The 15,930-nt window shown below is 33.4% G+C and carries 17 protein-coding genes; 7 read left to right on the top strand and 10 right to left on the bottom strand.

Features of this window, described 5'->3' with window-relative positions; translation table 11 throughout:
• Window positions 1-75: 75 nt before the first annotated feature.
• Window positions 76-333, top strand: coding sequence for a hypothetical protein (locus ACMT7R_RS14730; RefSeq protein WP_415309607.1), 258 nt, complete (start codon window positions 76-78; stop codon window positions 331-333).
• Between the two features lie 446 nt (window positions 334-779).
• Here the strand turns inward: ACMT7R_RS14730 and ACMT7R_RS14725 are convergent, their stop codons facing one another.
• The 4 genes from ACMT7R_RS14725 to ACMT7R_RS14710 form a co-directional block, all read right to left on the bottom strand.
• Complete coding sequence (locus ACMT7R_RS14725; protein ID WP_415312727.1) at window positions 780-1,268, bottom strand: PsbP-related protein; 489 nt, start codon at window positions 1,266-1,268, stop codon at window positions 780-782.
• 228 nt (window positions 1,269-1,496) lie between these two features.
• Window positions 1,497-2,117 carry a hypothetical protein gene (locus tag ACMT7R_RS14720; RefSeq protein WP_415312726.1) on the bottom strand — a complete coding sequence of 207 codons (621 nt, stop codon included), beginning with the start codon at window positions 2,115-2,117 and terminating at the stop codon, window positions 1,497-1,499.
• A gap of 341 nt (window positions 2,118-2,458) precedes the next feature.
• Complete coding sequence (locus tag ACMT7R_RS14715) at window positions 2,459-3,085, bottom strand: hypothetical protein (RefSeq protein WP_415312725.1); 627 nt, start codon at window positions 3,083-3,085, stop codon at window positions 2,459-2,461.
• A 1-nt stretch (window position 3,086) separates the two neighbouring features.
• A complete protein-coding gene (locus tag ACMT7R_RS14710) occupies window positions 3,087-3,356 on the bottom strand; it encodes a hypothetical protein (protein WP_415311031.1) in 270 nt (89 codons plus the stop codon).
• A gap of 280 nt (window positions 3,357-3,636) precedes the next feature.
• Here ACMT7R_RS14710 and ACMT7R_RS14705 point away from each other — a divergent pair, with 280 nt between their 5' ends.
• Entirely contained in the window at window positions 3,637-4,242 is a 606-nt protein-coding gene (locus ACMT7R_RS14705) for a hypothetical protein (RefSeq protein ID WP_415312724.1), read from the top strand.
• An 814-nt stretch (window positions 4,243-5,056) separates the two neighbouring features.
• Window positions 5,057-5,326: a zf-TFIIB domain-containing protein gene (locus ACMT7R_RS14700; protein WP_415309619.1), complete on the top strand. Its 270-nt coding sequence runs from the start codon at window positions 5,057-5,059 to the stop codon at window positions 5,324-5,326.
• Window positions 5,327-5,390: 64 nt separating this feature from the next.
• On the opposite strand, the gene ACMT7R_RS14695 is transcribed toward ACMT7R_RS14700, so the two are convergent.
• Window positions 5,391-5,717 (bottom strand): hypothetical protein, encoded by a 327-nt coding sequence (locus ACMT7R_RS14695; protein ID WP_415312722.1) that lies wholly within the window; start codon window positions 5,715-5,717, stop codon window positions 5,391-5,393.
• Between the two features lie 489 nt (window positions 5,718-6,206).
• Window positions 6,207-6,503 carry a hypothetical protein gene (locus tag ACMT7R_RS14690; protein ID WP_415312720.1) on the bottom strand — a complete coding sequence of 99 codons (297 nt, stop codon included), beginning with the start codon at window positions 6,501-6,503 and terminating at the stop codon, window positions 6,207-6,209.
• A 634-nt stretch (window positions 6,504-7,137) separates the two neighbouring features.
• On the opposite strand from ACMT7R_RS14690, the gene ACMT7R_RS14685 reads away from it, so the two are divergent.
• Both ACMT7R_RS14685 and ACMT7R_RS14680 read left to right on the top strand, forming a co-directional pair.
• Window positions 7,138-7,272 (top strand): hypothetical protein, encoded by a 135-nt coding sequence (locus ACMT7R_RS14685; RefSeq protein ID WP_415309616.1) that lies wholly within the window; start codon window positions 7,138-7,140, stop codon window positions 7,270-7,272.
• Between the two features lie 360 nt (window positions 7,273-7,632).
• Window positions 7,633-8,046: a PPOX class F420-dependent oxidoreductase gene (locus ACMT7R_RS14680; RefSeq protein WP_415312719.1), complete on the top strand. Its 414-nt coding sequence runs from the start codon at window positions 7,633-7,635 to the stop codon at window positions 8,044-8,046.
• A 96-nt stretch (window positions 8,047-8,142) separates the two neighbouring features.
• Here ACMT7R_RS14680 and ACMT7R_RS14675 read toward each other — a convergent pair whose 3' ends face one another.
• Window positions 8,143-9,318: an L-dopachrome tautomerase-related protein gene (locus tag ACMT7R_RS14675; protein ID WP_415312718.1), complete on the bottom strand. Its 1,176-nt coding sequence runs from the start codon at window positions 9,316-9,318 to the stop codon at window positions 8,143-8,145.
• 370 nt (window positions 9,319-9,688) lie between these two features.
• On the opposite strand from ACMT7R_RS14675, the gene ACMT7R_RS14670 reads away from it, so the two are divergent.
• Window positions 9,689-9,877 carry a DDE-type integrase/transposase/recombinase gene (locus tag ACMT7R_RS14670; RefSeq protein WP_415312717.1) on the top strand — a complete coding sequence of 63 codons (189 nt, stop codon included), beginning with the start codon at window positions 9,689-9,691 and terminating at the stop codon, window positions 9,875-9,877.
• Between the two features lie 592 nt (window positions 9,878-10,469).
• Here the strand turns inward: ACMT7R_RS14670 and ACMT7R_RS14665 are convergent.
• On the bottom strand, window positions 10,470-12,614 hold the full coding sequence (locus ACMT7R_RS14665) for an ATP-binding protein (RefSeq protein WP_415312716.1): 2,145 nt from the start codon (window positions 12,612-12,614) through the stop codon (window positions 10,470-10,472).
• 337 nt (window positions 12,615-12,951) lie between these two features.
• A complete protein-coding gene (locus ACMT7R_RS14660; RefSeq protein ID WP_415312715.1) occupies window positions 12,952-13,407 on the bottom strand; it encodes a hypothetical protein in 456 nt (151 codons plus the stop codon).
• Window positions 13,408-14,087: 680 nt separating this feature from the next.
• On the opposite strand from ACMT7R_RS14660, the gene ACMT7R_RS14655 reads away from it, so the two are divergent.
• Entirely contained in the window at window positions 14,088-14,393 is a 306-nt protein-coding gene (locus tag ACMT7R_RS14655; protein WP_415312714.1) for a hypothetical protein, read from the top strand.
• 257 nt (window positions 14,394-14,650) lie between these two features.
• On the opposite strand, the gene ACMT7R_RS14650 is transcribed toward ACMT7R_RS14655, so the two are convergent.
• Window positions 14,651-15,451 (bottom strand): DedA family protein, encoded by an 801-nt coding sequence (locus ACMT7R_RS14650; RefSeq protein WP_415312713.1) that lies wholly within the window; start codon window positions 15,449-15,451, stop codon window positions 14,651-14,653.
• Window positions 15,452-15,930 lie beyond the last annotated feature (479 nt).

Genomic DNA, 15,930 nt, shown 5'->3' with positions numbered 1-15,930 from the left:
TATTACCTGAACATATTCACACAAAACTCTAAAATAGCTAATATATATTGAATTATAACAATAAAATTTACAGGTATGAATACAACTAAAACATTACTAGTATCAACAGCAGTTGTTCTAGCACTCGCATTAGTTTTGGCTCCACTTGCAATCTCAGAAGATGCATTAGCAAAAAAGAGTAACAAGGCAAAACAAATAATTAGTCAGTCTCAAAAATCAAAACAAAATAGCCAAGTAATTTCAGGTGGAAGTTCCATAGCTTCTGGAAATAATATAAACTTCCAATTCCAAGCCAATACAGGAAGTAACGGCCTAGCTCAAGCAAACGACTAATCTTTTTTTCTTTATTATGCAAGAAAGTATTTTTTTATTTCTAATTTTAGTTGACTATGTTAATTATTTGTGTTTTCAACAGCATTATAGTATAATATGACAAAAAGCCTGTCCTTGATTTTTCAAATTGACTTTACAAATAAGATCCATAAAGATGCAACAATACCAAATCAGATAGGCAATCGATTAGTTGGAGATCCATTCTTCTGACTAGAAAAAAAGATTTTATAAAAGAACACTCAAACCAAATTAGAGTTTTTGTTTATTGAAGGTAGGCAAACTACATTCTTTACCCCCGGATCTGGAGTCTTCAAACCGGTGCATAGCGCTTGCTAACCTTTGTTCATATTGGGTGCAAAGACATATCAAGATATAATCGAGACCACATGAAATTAAAAAAAGACTCAATCAATCAGAGCGTTTCTAATTATTATGAATAAAATGTATTAACACTTTCGACCATCGACCTTAATGGTTAGAATCATGCTATCAAAATAGGATATATACTTATCGTAAAAATTGGAACCCGAGGTATCATATCGAATCACGTACAAGGTATTTTCGGTGGGAATATAGACTTCTTTAGTTTTCAATACGTTACCATGTGGAGTAAGAGTTTCATAAATAATTTGATGTGTTGAAAGGTTATTGATGTCTTTTTTAATCGATTCCTTAATGTTTACATTTGTTTCTGATAGGTAAAATTCCATAAACTCGCCTATACCTTCAATAGATCTGTCATGATAAGCAGTAATGTTTTCTGCTTCTAATTCTACAACGGTTTTGAATCCTTCTGGGACATTGGGTCTCAACTCAGCCATGACAAGAAGTGAAGATTGTCCCGACAGGTACTTTTGATTAGATTCCCTTACAATCCAACTGGAAGGGTAATCTATTGATAAGCCACATAGCACATTGGAGTAAGTGTTATCCAAAGGTATATTCTGAGCGAAAACAATTGAAATCAGTGATGATAAAAGCAGGAAAATACCAGGTAAAAATAAAAAAACAAAAGCAGTTCGATGTCTCATTGATTTCTATAAAATTCTGAAGAGATTTGTTTATTAACATTTTGAAAGACTAGTTAGAAAAAGTTTGAATTTGCCTTACGATTATAGTAAGCGGAAACGGTTTTATCGATTATTTTTTCTGCAAAAGTTGGGTTAATGAGGAAAGCTTAACCATCCTATTAACCCCGTATCACTGTTATGGTCGTGTGAATTAATCCATTTGTCTTTCCAATGTCCAAATCCAAAGAACCCTTCTCCACCTCGTTCATGCTCTCCGAAAAATCCGTGAGCATAATCTCTATTTTCAAAAAAAATAGCATGTTTATAGAAGTCTTTTAACGACATTGCATCGGATTTATACAAGACTGCCCCATTTTCGGGATCCACATAGATTTGATACATGGTGTTATTCATGTGGTTTGCCCCAAAGAATTTGTAAACAAGATTACCTTGTCCAACTACATCAAGATGTCCTCCAATTATTAAAGTACTATTGTCAAATTGGCTGGTTGCTGTTTCAGCAGCTTTTGCAAATGATACATTTAGACCGCTACCTATTACATTTTGAGATTTTTCTATTACATTTATTGTGCTTTCAATTACTGGAGATTGATTTGCTTGGATATTAGACTCATTGCCTAGTGTAATGAAAGCTGTGACAAAAGTTATGGCGGGAGTTGATAAAAAGATACTTGCTATAATAATAGTAGTTACAACTGTTGCTGATACTATGAGCAATTTTTTTGTTTTCTGGCTTGAATTATTGTTTATCATTTCCTTAAATACGTTCTAAATTATTATAACCTTTGTTTACCTATGATACGTAACTTAGTTACTTGTTAGTCAGAAATATAATAATCTGGGAGCTATATGTACAAATTGAATAGTGTCTTGGCAACAAGAAAAAGATTCCGAAAGCAAACTGAAAATATTTGCAAGCAACAACAGATATTCTAGTTCATCTAAACTTGGAAAACCGATCGATCCTTTAATTCTCAGTATTATTTGACAGGTCTTTGCTGTTAACTAGTTGCGATCAAACCCAGTCTGGCTTATGACAAGACTATTTTCGTGATCTTCATTGTCAAAGACCAATTGTCTGATTGTGCAAATCTCTAGTATTTCTCATCATCTTTATCCAATTTTTCATCAATTTTTCTCTGCATTTCTTTATATTTTTTATATTTTTTATCCCATTTTGAAAGTACAAACCACTGTCTGATTCCTATTCCCAACCATACCAAAACTACCATCACTGGAATTAATGGCAAATATCTAAATGACGGGTTAGAGTTGGACCTGTCTTCCCATGGAGCGGTTTTAGCAGTTCCTCCTACATTGTTTGTTTCTTCACTTTGATTGATGTTACCGCTTATAACTCCGTCATTACTACTACTACTACTACTAGCAGCACCGCCATCACCACTACTGAGACTACTACTTCTGTTAGCATCCATACCTGCACTTCCTCCATCGTCTTCCCTTATCCTGTCATTTGTCCACCACCATCTCCCACCATTAATGCCATTTTGATCGTCATCATAATCATTATCATGAAACGGAAAACCAAATAGTACAAATGATAACATAAATGCTATAGGCGGAATAATCATAATTGTAAGTAACATGATTATAAACAACTTTTTTGTTTTGTTTAGTTGATCGATTATTCCATCCATTATGAAGAAAATACTAGAGTCTGATCTTTCCTTATCATCGTTATTAGGTTTAGATTTACTCAAATTACTCTCCTCCTTTCTCCTCTTCTTCTTTTACTTTTTCATTTCTTGGAAACAATTCCTCATATGGTGCAAGAATTTCGTTTAAAATCGATCTTCCTCTTTCTGAAATTTTGTAGTTGATTATGATTTTACTGCCCCATGTTTGTTCCATTCGGGTTATCAAATCTTTGTAGACCATATCATCCAAAATCTCTTTGTGTTTCACATTATTCAATCCACAATAGCTCATGAGCTTGCTTTGATTGATTTCACCATATTCACAGAGTTTCAAGAGAATATCCTTCCTGATAAATATTCGGTCACGGTATTCATGAACCACAATGAATCAATTAATCATTATATCTTCAACTTTGTACCAAAAATGTTTATTCGATCCAAGGACGACCAAATTGTATTTCGAAATGTAGTTCTGTTGCTGCTGACAAATGAAAATGAAAGGTGATTTCATATATTATTTGTGTTTGTATGAAAGCTAATAAAATACCTTAGGTAACAAAGTTACGTCTCATAGGTCCAAAATGGTTAATATACCTGAAAAGAACGGTTACTGAATGACAAAATCAGGAAAATCACTATCAATCGAGACTGGGAAATTTAGAAAATCAGCATTATATTTAGTATCAATTACAATTGCAGTAACGCTAATATTTTCTACTCTTATGGGCATATCTACTGCCGTCACTACTTCCGGTGCGAATAATCTGGTATATGCACAAAGCAAGTCCACTGACACCATTAATGCCTCAAAAATAGTAAATGCATCGAAGGATGACGTATGGAAAATAATTTCTGACCTGGATAGTAATCCGAATTACTGGCCTATTACAGTGGTAGATATTATTAACGACAGCAATAGTAGAGTTGAGCGAGAAGTTACCGTGCCCGCTCCCCCTTTCATGGACAATAAAGCTCTTCAGATAATAGAAATCAATCCAGAGCAGTATATGGTCATCGAAAATCAAACTCAGGGGGCAGTTACTGGTGTAAAGACTATAAGCCTCTATCAGGTAGGAGGAGATGCTAACAAAACTGAAATCAACATTCTCTGGAATTTGGACTTGTCCAATATACCAAGCATAGGGCAAGAATTTGCAAAGAATGGTATTAGCAATTCTGTAAATGAGGCTCTTGACAAAATTGAAAATGACCTTCTTTGATAACTTCATCGATCTTGATGAAGAAAATTAGAAAAAATGGTCAATTCTAAAATATGGGATAGAGATCAAGAGATATTCAATCTGTTGCTATCTCCTCCTGATCATCTCATTTTTTATCTTTCCTTAATGTTTTGTGCTGTTTTAGGTTAGACAAATGCTATAATAAATTCTCTACCTCCGACCATGGCCTACTCTCGTTTAGATAGCAGTTCCCCGCAACCACTTTATTATCGATGTGTATGTTTTAATTTCACTTCCTAATCTAAGATATGGACCTAAGATTCAACAATGTTCAATTTTTATGTTACTTGTGAACTATTCAATTCAATTCAGTGAATTTGTTCCCGATAAACTTCTAAATTTAATATAGTTTATTTACATTATTATAGTCATGATGCACTGTCCCCATTGTTCTTTTGCCTTTCAACCTCAAATGGAAAAAAGATGGCGATGGAACAAAAGAACAAAAATGAATTACGAAATTTATCATCAGTTTTGTCCTGGATGCCAGCGACTTGTACTAGGCGTATATGAATATTCAGATGAAGTTACATCTCTAAGGGAGAATGAGATCATGGATAAATTAAAACTCTTAAAATTCTAATTTTTTTTTAGATTCCTGATTGAATTATGATATCCGTTAATCATGTTGAGAAATATGATGTTCAAAAATCCTCATATGTCAAAAATATGTTAAGATTGCAAAATTTTGCAATTTATAGCCAAAAAGTATGTTATATTTGGATCGTGAATTATTTACCCAAATAGTGGACCATATAGATTATAAATGATGATCAGAATAAAATATTAGGGTATGGAATGTCCCCGCTGCTTCTTAGAAATGCAATTGAGTGTCAAAAATAATGAGGAGGTATGCGAATGTCCTGGATGCGAGGGGTTGTGGTTAGATGCAGAGATAATTGGGAATATATTCGACTTGAGTATGGAAAAAGAATGTGATTGTAATATGAATAGTGTCGAGCAACCCGTTACAAAAGATCTTCCAAACGAAACGGATTATTACTTTTATAAGAAACCATTTACTGAAAACGCGAATCCTGATGAAGTAGTTGGTTTTGAATAAGCCGTCGTTGATTAAATGTTATTTACGTATTATAGTAACAAAAATTAATTAGATTATTTTCTAATCAATCATACCTACCTTTATCGAATGGATCAATTATGGTCCAATCAGAAGAATTACTCTCGTATTCTTTTATGGGCGCACTTGGATCAAAACCGGGTTGATTAAACTCGGTAGTATTTCCTATGGTATTATTCAGTGCTTTTTCTTGTCCTACTGTTACGTTATCTTCTGTAAATGTCATATTTCCCTTTCCGGGCAAAAAAGATACATCTGCATTGCTGTCTGACTGACTATCAAAAACTCCTCCTGGACCACTAGAAGCGTATACACTCACACCGCTTGCTGCAATTAATGGAGCAATTAAAACCAAAAGCAAATTTCTAAACATATTATTGTTTGTGCATAAATTATTAAATAGTTAGGTATTTTGTTGAATGAAAATATTATTGATATAAAGATGGGTTGATACTTTATTGATCTGGATTTGCTTTTTCTTGATAAGGGTTGGGGGGAGAATCTTTACAAATTAATAAATAACATCAGTATAAATTTTTCCGCGATCCAAAGTTTATTTTTGAATAAAGGTATCGATTATCGGTTAAGTTTATCAAAACAAGATGATGTCAAATGCATAATCGCGTTGTATAATTCAGAAATAATAAAGGCTGTCGATCCTTCTGTGATAACCTAATGCGTTTACAAACCACAATATCTGCTCATTCGATTGCCAAATTATGAATCTCTCTTAGAGTCAGAAATTCTCAACAATCAAGCGATTTCTTTTTAACAATCGGAATATCGGCCAGATCAAAATTTAAACCTTCATTAATATGAATATACTAGAATGTTATTACATTTTAATACCACTATTATTTTTCTATGACAATAAACTCTGTATCAACTCATATTGTCTCATGAACTCTAATCCTTTTTGAGAAATGGTGTAGTGAGGAACTTCATTATGGTCCATACTTGACAGCAAATTTCTGTCTGTAACCTTTCTGACCAATTCGCAGGAGAAGAGAATTGATATCACGGTTTTGTTAGTTGTAATCCTGTATTTTGTTAATGGACCGTGGTGGTTATTCAGATAAACAAGTGCATCATAAAGAGAATCATAATAACTTTTATGCTTTTTTAATTTAGTTTTATAATCTCTTATTATCACTGGCATGATTTAATTAATCATATTTATCATAGTCAATAAATTTTAAATCCTTAGTGTAACTAAAATAGACAATAATGATATGTAATAATCATACAGAATATTCTTCTATATTGTAAAAGAGAATAAAGTGAAAAGAGCAATAAGTTAAAACCAAACTACAAAGTTCCTAATGATTTGTCAATCAATCTAAAAAGTATGAACAGTTACAAATGCCTTATGATAGTATGAAGCTACACAAAATAATGTAACAGGATTTTGTAGACTGTGTTGTGAATGATCTACGAACTCTGCTAGATACTATCATCGGTTTAGCTGAACATCTTAGAGACAAAACCACAAATTTTGATCGAAAAAATTTTAGATGCAACTCGAATTGACTGCAAATTTCATACTCTCAAAATAACACAATTTAGTATCAATCAACTAATCCGGTATGTGGTACGGTAGTTCAAAAATAATATTAAAAAATCTGCAAATACCCTGTGCTTTGAGTATTATAATAACTTGGGTAACACAAATTATGCAATAAATGTAGATAGTGTAAAAATTAGGGCATATAATAAGTAGTCTAATTTAAAATACTATAAAGTTTCGATCAGATAAGGTATCTTGTGTATTCAGATGTATTGAGCAGAAGGAATTGATTAGAGGTGCGAGTCGATCCAAAAGGAATAACTCATCTATTGTTGTTCCTATTTTAGACTATGGTAGAGGAATAGATTCTGAAATCCTTCCAAGGATTTTGCCAAATTTGATTCAAAATCCTGTAGTATAACAGGAATAGGATTGTATTTCTCTAAAAATATTATGAAAGCATATGGAGACAAGATTTGGGCAATAAATAATTTAATGGGGAGGAGCTACTTTTAGTTTTAGTTAGGCTAAAGTTAATTTTATGTAAATTTGCAGTTGAATTTGGAAATCCTTAAGAAACAGATATGATCAGGTATCATATCCTCATTTTGCTATTATTACATCGACTGCTGATACTACTGCTGGAAGTAGTCAAACTACTTACGATCCTTCTTTTTTGAACTTGGGGAAATCTCTATTTTCCACCTTCATCCTTCTTAAATTGACTCCTTTTTCAGCTAAAATATTAACGTATAAAAACAATTATTCTCAGTATTTAGATATGAGTCAAAAAGATAATGAACAAATTGATGCATCTTTGCGAAACCTCTTTGAAGACAAAAATCTTGCTTTCGTTGCTACGATTATGAAAGACGGATCTCCACAGATAACTCCTACGTGGGTGGACATAGACAACGACAACCAAATTCTTATCAATACCGCAGTCGGGAGAATAAAACAGAAAAACGTGGCACGAGATCCCATAATTGCTATATCAATTGCAGATAAGAATAACCCCTATCACATGGTCACTGTTAGAGGAGAGGTAGTCGATCAAATTACTGGGGAACTGGCAGATGAGCATATAAATAAAATGGCCAAAAAGTATCTAAACAAAGATAAATATCCCTTTAGCACTCCGGGCGAAAAAAGAATTCTATTGAAAGTGAAACCTACAAAGGTCGGTTCTATGTAAAAAGTTTCAATATCAACAATAAAAAATTTTTTTAATTTTTTCAATCAACTATCCATGTAATTTTTCATACTATTGCTGCAAAATAAATATCATGAATCAGCGTAGTAAAACAGGTTGTGCATTTACACGCGTTCGAAATAACGTATATGGTTTCATACGTAAATCTTTTCCCCTGTTATAGCGGGCTTGACGATGTAACTGATTAGCAGTGACATATAAGTATCCATCAGTTGCAAGAGAAAGAGTATCTGGCCACAACAATCGCGTGTCATACACTATCGTTTCCCACACTTTATTATAGTAATTAAGCCGAAGGATTGCATTATGCTCATAATTGGTTGAGTATATATTCCCTTCAGAGTCTGATTCTAGGCCATCTGATGCACCACCTCTGTCACCATGATGATGGACAGTTTCTGCCACCTCTTCTTCGGAAAAGTCTCGATTGGCCAATGCATCAGTTTCAACACTAAATAAACTACGGCTTCCAAGTGGACAGTAAAATATTCGAGATCCATCCGAACTTATGGCTATGCCGTCTGCACCCATATTAGCACATTGTTGAATAGTTCCATCAGGCTTGTGTTCCAAAAATGGCCTTCCTTCCACTAGGGGAAGAAAAGTTTGAATGTCCTCCGCTTTGGTAGAAAAGTGGTCATTTAACCGACGCCAGCTTTCTCCTGTTGCAAGATCAACAGCAATTAGTCCATTTGAACCTTTCTGAGAAGAATCTGTGATAAACGCAAATCCTTCGTTTCCTCTTCTGAGATCAAAACGAATATCATTGAGATAGGTAGTTGGAAGTGCAACTGTTTGAGGAAAGAGAATTTTTTTTATTACTTGATTTGTGTCTAAATTTATGTAAATCAATTTCGGACCTCCAAATTCTGTTGGCTTAAATAGCGGACTACCAGTATCAAGTATCCATAAACGATCTGCTGGATCTACTACTACAGATTGTACAGATACTAAGGTTGACGCCTGATCTTGCTCGTCCGTTTCGTTTATTTCTTGATTAGGATAAGCAATGGTTTGGCCATCTCGAATTTCTGCTACTGTAAACTTGACGTCGTCACCCCATTTTGGAAAATTTACAAAAATTCTTCCTGTATGTGATACTGTCACCCCTGTTGGCATGGCATCATCAAAAAAAGCAACCGGTTCTAAAGCACCTTGCGGTCGGGAGGTTGGTAGTTCATGAGCCGGTATGCCATCAGATTTTACCGGTGTTGCAGTTGAGCCGGCTTTTCCTGACGCAACATTGTTTTTCATGCTTATCTGGGGATAACATCCCTGAAATACCCTAGCAAAATAAAAAAACTATTGGTAACGCCTTTCATGTTTAATGCCCATTTCGATCTGATTTTGTTTAGATAGTCTTATACAAATCCCGGCTCTGTTCATTTAACGATAAACCTATAGCTTGAAGATGTCCTATTTCTTTTATGGTTAGTAGAAACAGAACACCTTCAAGGTATGTATATTATGGCTTACACTTGTACTTTTCAGGTCTGTCCTTAAGGAAAGCCTCGGAAAGACTATCTTGTTTTATAAAGAGAAACCATGTTACCATTTGGAACTGGATACAAAAATACTATCCTCTAAAGATATCCACAAAAAGTAAAAGATTTCTGAATTCATTTTGGATGAAACCTTGATCAAGGTGGGATGGGAATTTATATGGTTATGGGTTGCAATAAATGCAAAAAGTAAGGAAATTTTCGCACTATCTATCTCCAAGGAAAGAAACATGTTCGTTGCTGAAAGATTCATTGCTGGTTTAGTCAAAGAACATGGAAGACATCCAGTTTCCACTGATGGAGGCACATAATACCCGATGGCTTGTAAGTTTCTAAAACTAAATCACCACCTTCATTCTAATATTGAGAAAAGCCTGATTGAAAGAACTATACAGTATATAAAGGATAGAACCGAATGCTTTGACGATTATTTTTCCTGTCGAGTAAAGAATTGCAAACTAAAATATGTGAGGAACTGGTTAAATCTTTTTATCAACTATCATAACAAGGAGTTAAAATCCGTTAACTGAACACAGCCCAAATCCCCTATTGATCATGTTTTAAGTCTAAAGAAGACAACCTCAAAATGTGTTGTTGATTTATTTGAGTTATTATATGATACATACAATATCGAATATTCTGGGAGACCAGTAGTCGATATTTTGTGACTAGTATCTTCAAAAGATACCACTTAGACTATTTACTATCTAAATCCAAACGAGTGCTCTAATCTTATGTAAGGTTATTTAATGCTTTTTAATAAAAACTGTAATTTTTCCATTTTTGATCAAAGAATAGATCTCTATATCTACTATCAATTAAACAAATGTCATTTAAGCAAGGCAGATAAATATCATATCAAACTTGATCCAAATCAAAATAATGATGCTTTCTTAAACCAATCTATTGTGGTATACCAAAGCTAAAGGTACATCCCCTCATGTCATGATTATTCTTAGCCCAAATTCTACCTCCATGAGCCTCAATAATTTTTTTACACAAATACAATCCAATACCAGCACCATAGTACGAATCAGAGGCAAATTTCGTAAATAATCGTGCTAGAATTTCTGGTTTGAGGGATTCTCCGTCATCAGTTACGTTTAATTCTACTACATCTTTAGAATGGATTCTTTTCTCACTCATTGTTAGTATTATTTTTCCTCTGTTCCTAACAAATCTCATAGAATTGTCGATTAGATTTTGGATTACCTGACTCATCCTAAATTTGTCGGCGAATACAAAATACTCTTTGTCAAAATTACGGTATTCAAAAGTTATAACCCTGTTGTATTCAATGTTGTTAACAAAGTCTGTAACGATGTATGTTACTAATTGATTGAGACTAAATTTTTCTTTATTTAGGTAAAGTATATTACCTTCGAGCCGCGTTATATCTAATATGTTTTCAGATAACCTGTGAAGTTTTTTTGCATTAGATATGGCAATACGCAACAAGAAGTTTTGATCGTTATTTTTGATTTCATTCTTTAGAATTTCTGTAATCCCTAAAATCGATTGCAAAGGGGTACGTAACTCATGAGCCACCAAATCCATAAATCTGCTCTGCATTTTGCCTTGGCCTTTTAGTTTTTCATGTGCATCCTTAAGTCGTTTATGTATTTCTGATTGATTCCAAAGGTTATTGAAAATCGCAGTAATAGTTTCAGATGTCTTGATACTTTCAACAAATACGGCCATTCCCAATGCCTGTGTAAATTTCTGTTGATTATCGTCTACTACTTCCCACATAACCGTAGTCTTGTTATCAAAAACTAGGATCCTATTAAACGATGCCATTGTCGGTTCAAGATCCTTGAATATAATATTTTGATATTTAGATTTTATTTTGTTCGTTTCATGTGCATTCTCCGAGTCCGGAATAGTTAAAACTCTTAGTTTAACCCCTTTAAACCCTAGTTCATTTAGCATTATAAAGCCACCCTCCAGCTCAGAGCGATAAAATCCATTTGTAGAAGGAAGTATAATGAGAACCTCCTTTTTGGCCAATGCAAATAATTCATAAATTCTGTGCATCACATCACTTGAGTCGTATACTATGTCGATTTTATCGTCTGTTTCATTTTCTATCTCGTTTATCCTTGCCTCAAAATCCATTCCATTTTTCCAAAGTTTTTCAAATATCATGCTATAGAAACTCAGATTTGCTTGATCATCATTTAGAAATAAATTGTCCATTACCATCCTGCCGTCATTAATTCTTTCAATCGTTGATGCAAAAAACCGATCTGATATAGCAAAATCAAAAGCTGGTTTCTCATGGATATGGCGTATCTTTAATCCACTTTTAGCAAGTGATCTTACTAGATCTATATCATTTTTGTTTCTAATCGATGTTAGCCACCTAACCCCTCCATGTTTGCCACTTTTTTCCTTTGCTACAATTGAATTGAAATTTTCAAAGTAATCTTGAAATTCAAATAACATTCCACCAATTGATGAATAAATACAAATGAATTCAGAGTTATCTACAAAATAAGATAGTTTATCTGCAATTTTCTTATCGATTTTAAATCTTGATGCTGATGTGCCAGGAGTAGTAATAGTAACAAGATCATTTAAATCGAGGTCATTGACTGTACCTTCATTTTGAGTTTTATAATAAACACCGTTTGAAAATAATGCTTCAAAAAAAGTATGTGAGGCTGACAAGAGGTCTTCACTATTGCTGTAAGTACCATTTAAGATAATTGTGCCGGATGTGTTGCAATTGAGTTTAATATATTCTGATTCTGAAGTTGCAATTATTCCTCTGATGTTATCGAGTTGTTTTATTTCTGTAAATGAATTAAGAATAGATTGAAAATCAGGATAGTTTTGTATAGGGCTTTTGATAATGCCTCTAATGACACCACCTTGTTTCTTTAGTTGTTCGCAGAGTTCCGAGAATTCTGGGCAAGAACCTAACAGTATTAAACCATCTACGCCCACCACGATGTCTAGTCTTGATTTAACATTTCTAATTAACCCGTACAGGCGATCGAGAGCATTTTCATCGTTTTGAATAGTTTGAACATTATCGCCCATCGTCAAAATTATTCATATTATGGTGAAACTTATATTTATGGAATTCTATTACTAATTTAAGAATCAGACTTTAATAAGTGTCATTAAATCAAATTTAAATCTGATAATCGAAATCTGTTTCTATAATACAAATCCATTTTTAAAATCCAACTCAAAATAGTAATATAATGAACTACTAGAATGAGTTGGCAACTGATGAAAATAAAAAAAATTATTCATATATTTCACAATAAATCAAAGTTCGCTTTGTTGGTGGCACCAAAAGAAGTTCAGATACACAAAGATGTAACTTGGCCTCATCTTACAGAGTTCTTTTTAGATCTCTTGTATGGTTATTTTACGCGGTTGAGTTAGACAATAATTCTACAGATTTGTCTAGATTGGCATTTATCTCATCGATATGATCTTGTAATTCTTCAACTGGCACTCGGTCTAGGATCATCTTGCGCAATTCTTCTCTCATTTGAATTTCAGTAGTTTCCATTAAAGGCCTGTCTATTTCAGCTAATCGACCCTCTACATACTCATAGTTATCTAGATAGGCCGTAGTTGCAAGCTCTTCTGCTCCTGTATAATTCTGATTGGTATATTCTATAACTGTTTGATTCAATAGACCTCTTATTACAGAAATAAATTCAAGTGGAGTTTCTGGTTCGCCTGTTCCACTTGATGTGACATTATTTGCTGCTTGCGCATGAACACTTGGTAAAACCGTTAGTGTGCCCCATATCATAACTATAGATAACAATGAAAATAAAAACAAATTTGTTACGGTCTTTTTTGTAAAATTCATAGTGTATATAACTGAAATATTTTGGTTTATTAAATTATGATGTTCATTATAATATTTGAGAATCAGGTGACTAGTCTAAAAATGTAAGGAAATGATTGGTAACGATAAAACGGTTTCTCATCTGACATTCTTCCAAATCTAATTTGGTTTTGGATAATTTTGATTGATCTGATTATCTAAAGCCTATTTGGATTAATAAACGATATTAGATAACTTGTTTCTGCTAGGTCCATAAATACTTGCGATATATCCCTCTATATTTTTGAGCTTGTCTATTCTTGCTGTAAAGCTATACTTCTAATCTATGGTCCCCTACTTTTGCAAGATCTTCCCTGGAAAATAAAGGAAGGTATCTCTAACTACTTTTGTAATGCACAAGGTGGCGGGTAAATTGTAACCATCATCCAATAAGTCAATATCCGTTAAACTATATGGGCACCAAATATTCAAGCTGAGTTTGTCTTTGTAAAAATTTGTATTGCCTGGTCGTTTATTTGCGCCTAAACAATCAAAGAATAGAAATTGAAAACAACTGGTGTGGACATTAAAGATCGTTTTATTTCGTTCGTTTAGCACAGAATTTTTTTGTCAGCGGGAAGGTCTTCTTCACTGTTCATGTGTTGATGAAATTAATTTTATCTATGGTAAAATACTATGTTTCATAATTTTTAGTGATAGGCATGAGTTATGTACGTGACGATAAAAATTATACAGATCCAAGTGAATCAGGGGTAGACTCGTCTGTGCAAAGAGTAGGTGATCTGACAAATGAACCGCCAATTAACGAACCAACCAACAAAACCATTGTGTCTAAGCTTGCAAACTTGCTTGAAGATCTCAAGTTTCCAGCTACAAAAGAGGAGATTTTGGATCACATTAACAGAAAGTCACCATCTATGGGCAATAGAATAAACGATGTATTTGAAAGTGTTCAAAATAATCTTGAAGAGGAATTCAATATGAGAATACATACCAAATTGGACTAGCATCAAAATTAGTAGAGGCCAATGAAGTTTGAAAATTTCATGAATTCATAAACTGATTACCAACCGATAGGTTAGACTAGTGATCTAAACTAGTTAGTTTCTCTTTAGAAAACAATCTCAATAGTAACAAAACTATTTTAAAAAATTCTATTTAAGATGAACCATGGTTAATAGTCACTAATAGTTAATTCAAGTCCCTTACATATAGAATAAACGCCCTCTCCCTTAGAACACTGGAAAAAGAAGAGCCTGTTCTACTAGGGTTTGCTTATCTTTTTATTTTTATAGAATCGATATGAAAGTCCTCCTATTATGCCACCTACGACGATAATTGCGACTAGATCAAATACAAAAGAATATTCCTCATATAGGTTGCTCCATACATCGCCTATGAAGAAACCGATTGTTGTTAAAAATGTGCACCATACAAATGAACCTGCAAAAGTAAAAATAACAAACGTAGATAGTTTCATTTTTTCAATTCCAGCGGGAATAGAGACTAGTTCTCGAATTCCTGGAGCCATTCTGCCAAAAAATACAGCAGCTGAACCATGTTTATCAAACCATTTTTCAGATTTTTCTAGCTCTTTTTCTCCAATTCCAATGCGATTACCAAGTTTAAGTATCGCCACTCTCCCTATTCTTCTTGATATATAGTAAATTATTAATGCACCACAGGTTGAACCCCCTGCCCCTGCCATTGACATACCAATAACACCTTCTATAAACCCCAAATGTTTCGTAAATGCGGTAATGCCTGCCAAAGGAAATATCAATTCACTGGGAATGGGTGGGAAAAGATTTTCTACCAATGCAGCAGTAAAAACTCCTACATATCCATACTCTGCTATCCACGATGTAGTAACATTTACTATACTCGGTATCAAAGAAAGATCAGAATAAGGGTTAACATTTTCAATGCCGGACGGGTTGGCATGTAGTAAGCTTGTATCCGTACCGCGCAATTCAGTAACTGTGAAAGTAATGTTGTCTAATAAAGTGACATAGATTAGTAGAGAGAGAGTTAAAATTCCTGCAGAGGCTGAAATATACCGCATTTTGTCTTAGTTGATTGTATGAATTTTGGTTCTTAAATTAAATCTACCAATACAAAATAAATCTGAATCACAATAGTCTCTTATACACACAATGGTCTTTGACTCATACAAAATATTTTCTGGAATCAATATGTTATTCTGTATCTAATATACTATTTAACAATCTTGTCCACTGATTTCTTTCAAAATCTATTCAATGATTTGGATGATTACTTTAGACTACTTCATAAACAAAAAATAAATCTTTATTATCCCGAAATCTATCGGGAATCTACTACATTGAAAATAATATAAAACGGACCTAAGAGTCATTTATGTATATTTGCTGAGCTTAATTATTAAAACAACTGTAGATTCATTGACTCGTTTAAAAAAGAATTATTACCGATCAGTTTATTGTTTTATTGGTTAATTACTATTTAATAGGAATAACACTGTAAAAATCCAATAATGAGAAAACAAAAAAAAAGATTAGTCGT

Source organism: Candidatus Nitrosocosmicus sp. FF01 (assembly GCF_047711275.1).
Lineage (GTDB): Archaea > Thermoproteota > Nitrososphaeria > Nitrososphaerales > Nitrososphaeraceae > Nitrosocosmicus.
The sequence above is the reverse complement of the archived record's forward strand: the minus strand, read 5'-3'. Positions and strand labels throughout refer to the sequence as shown.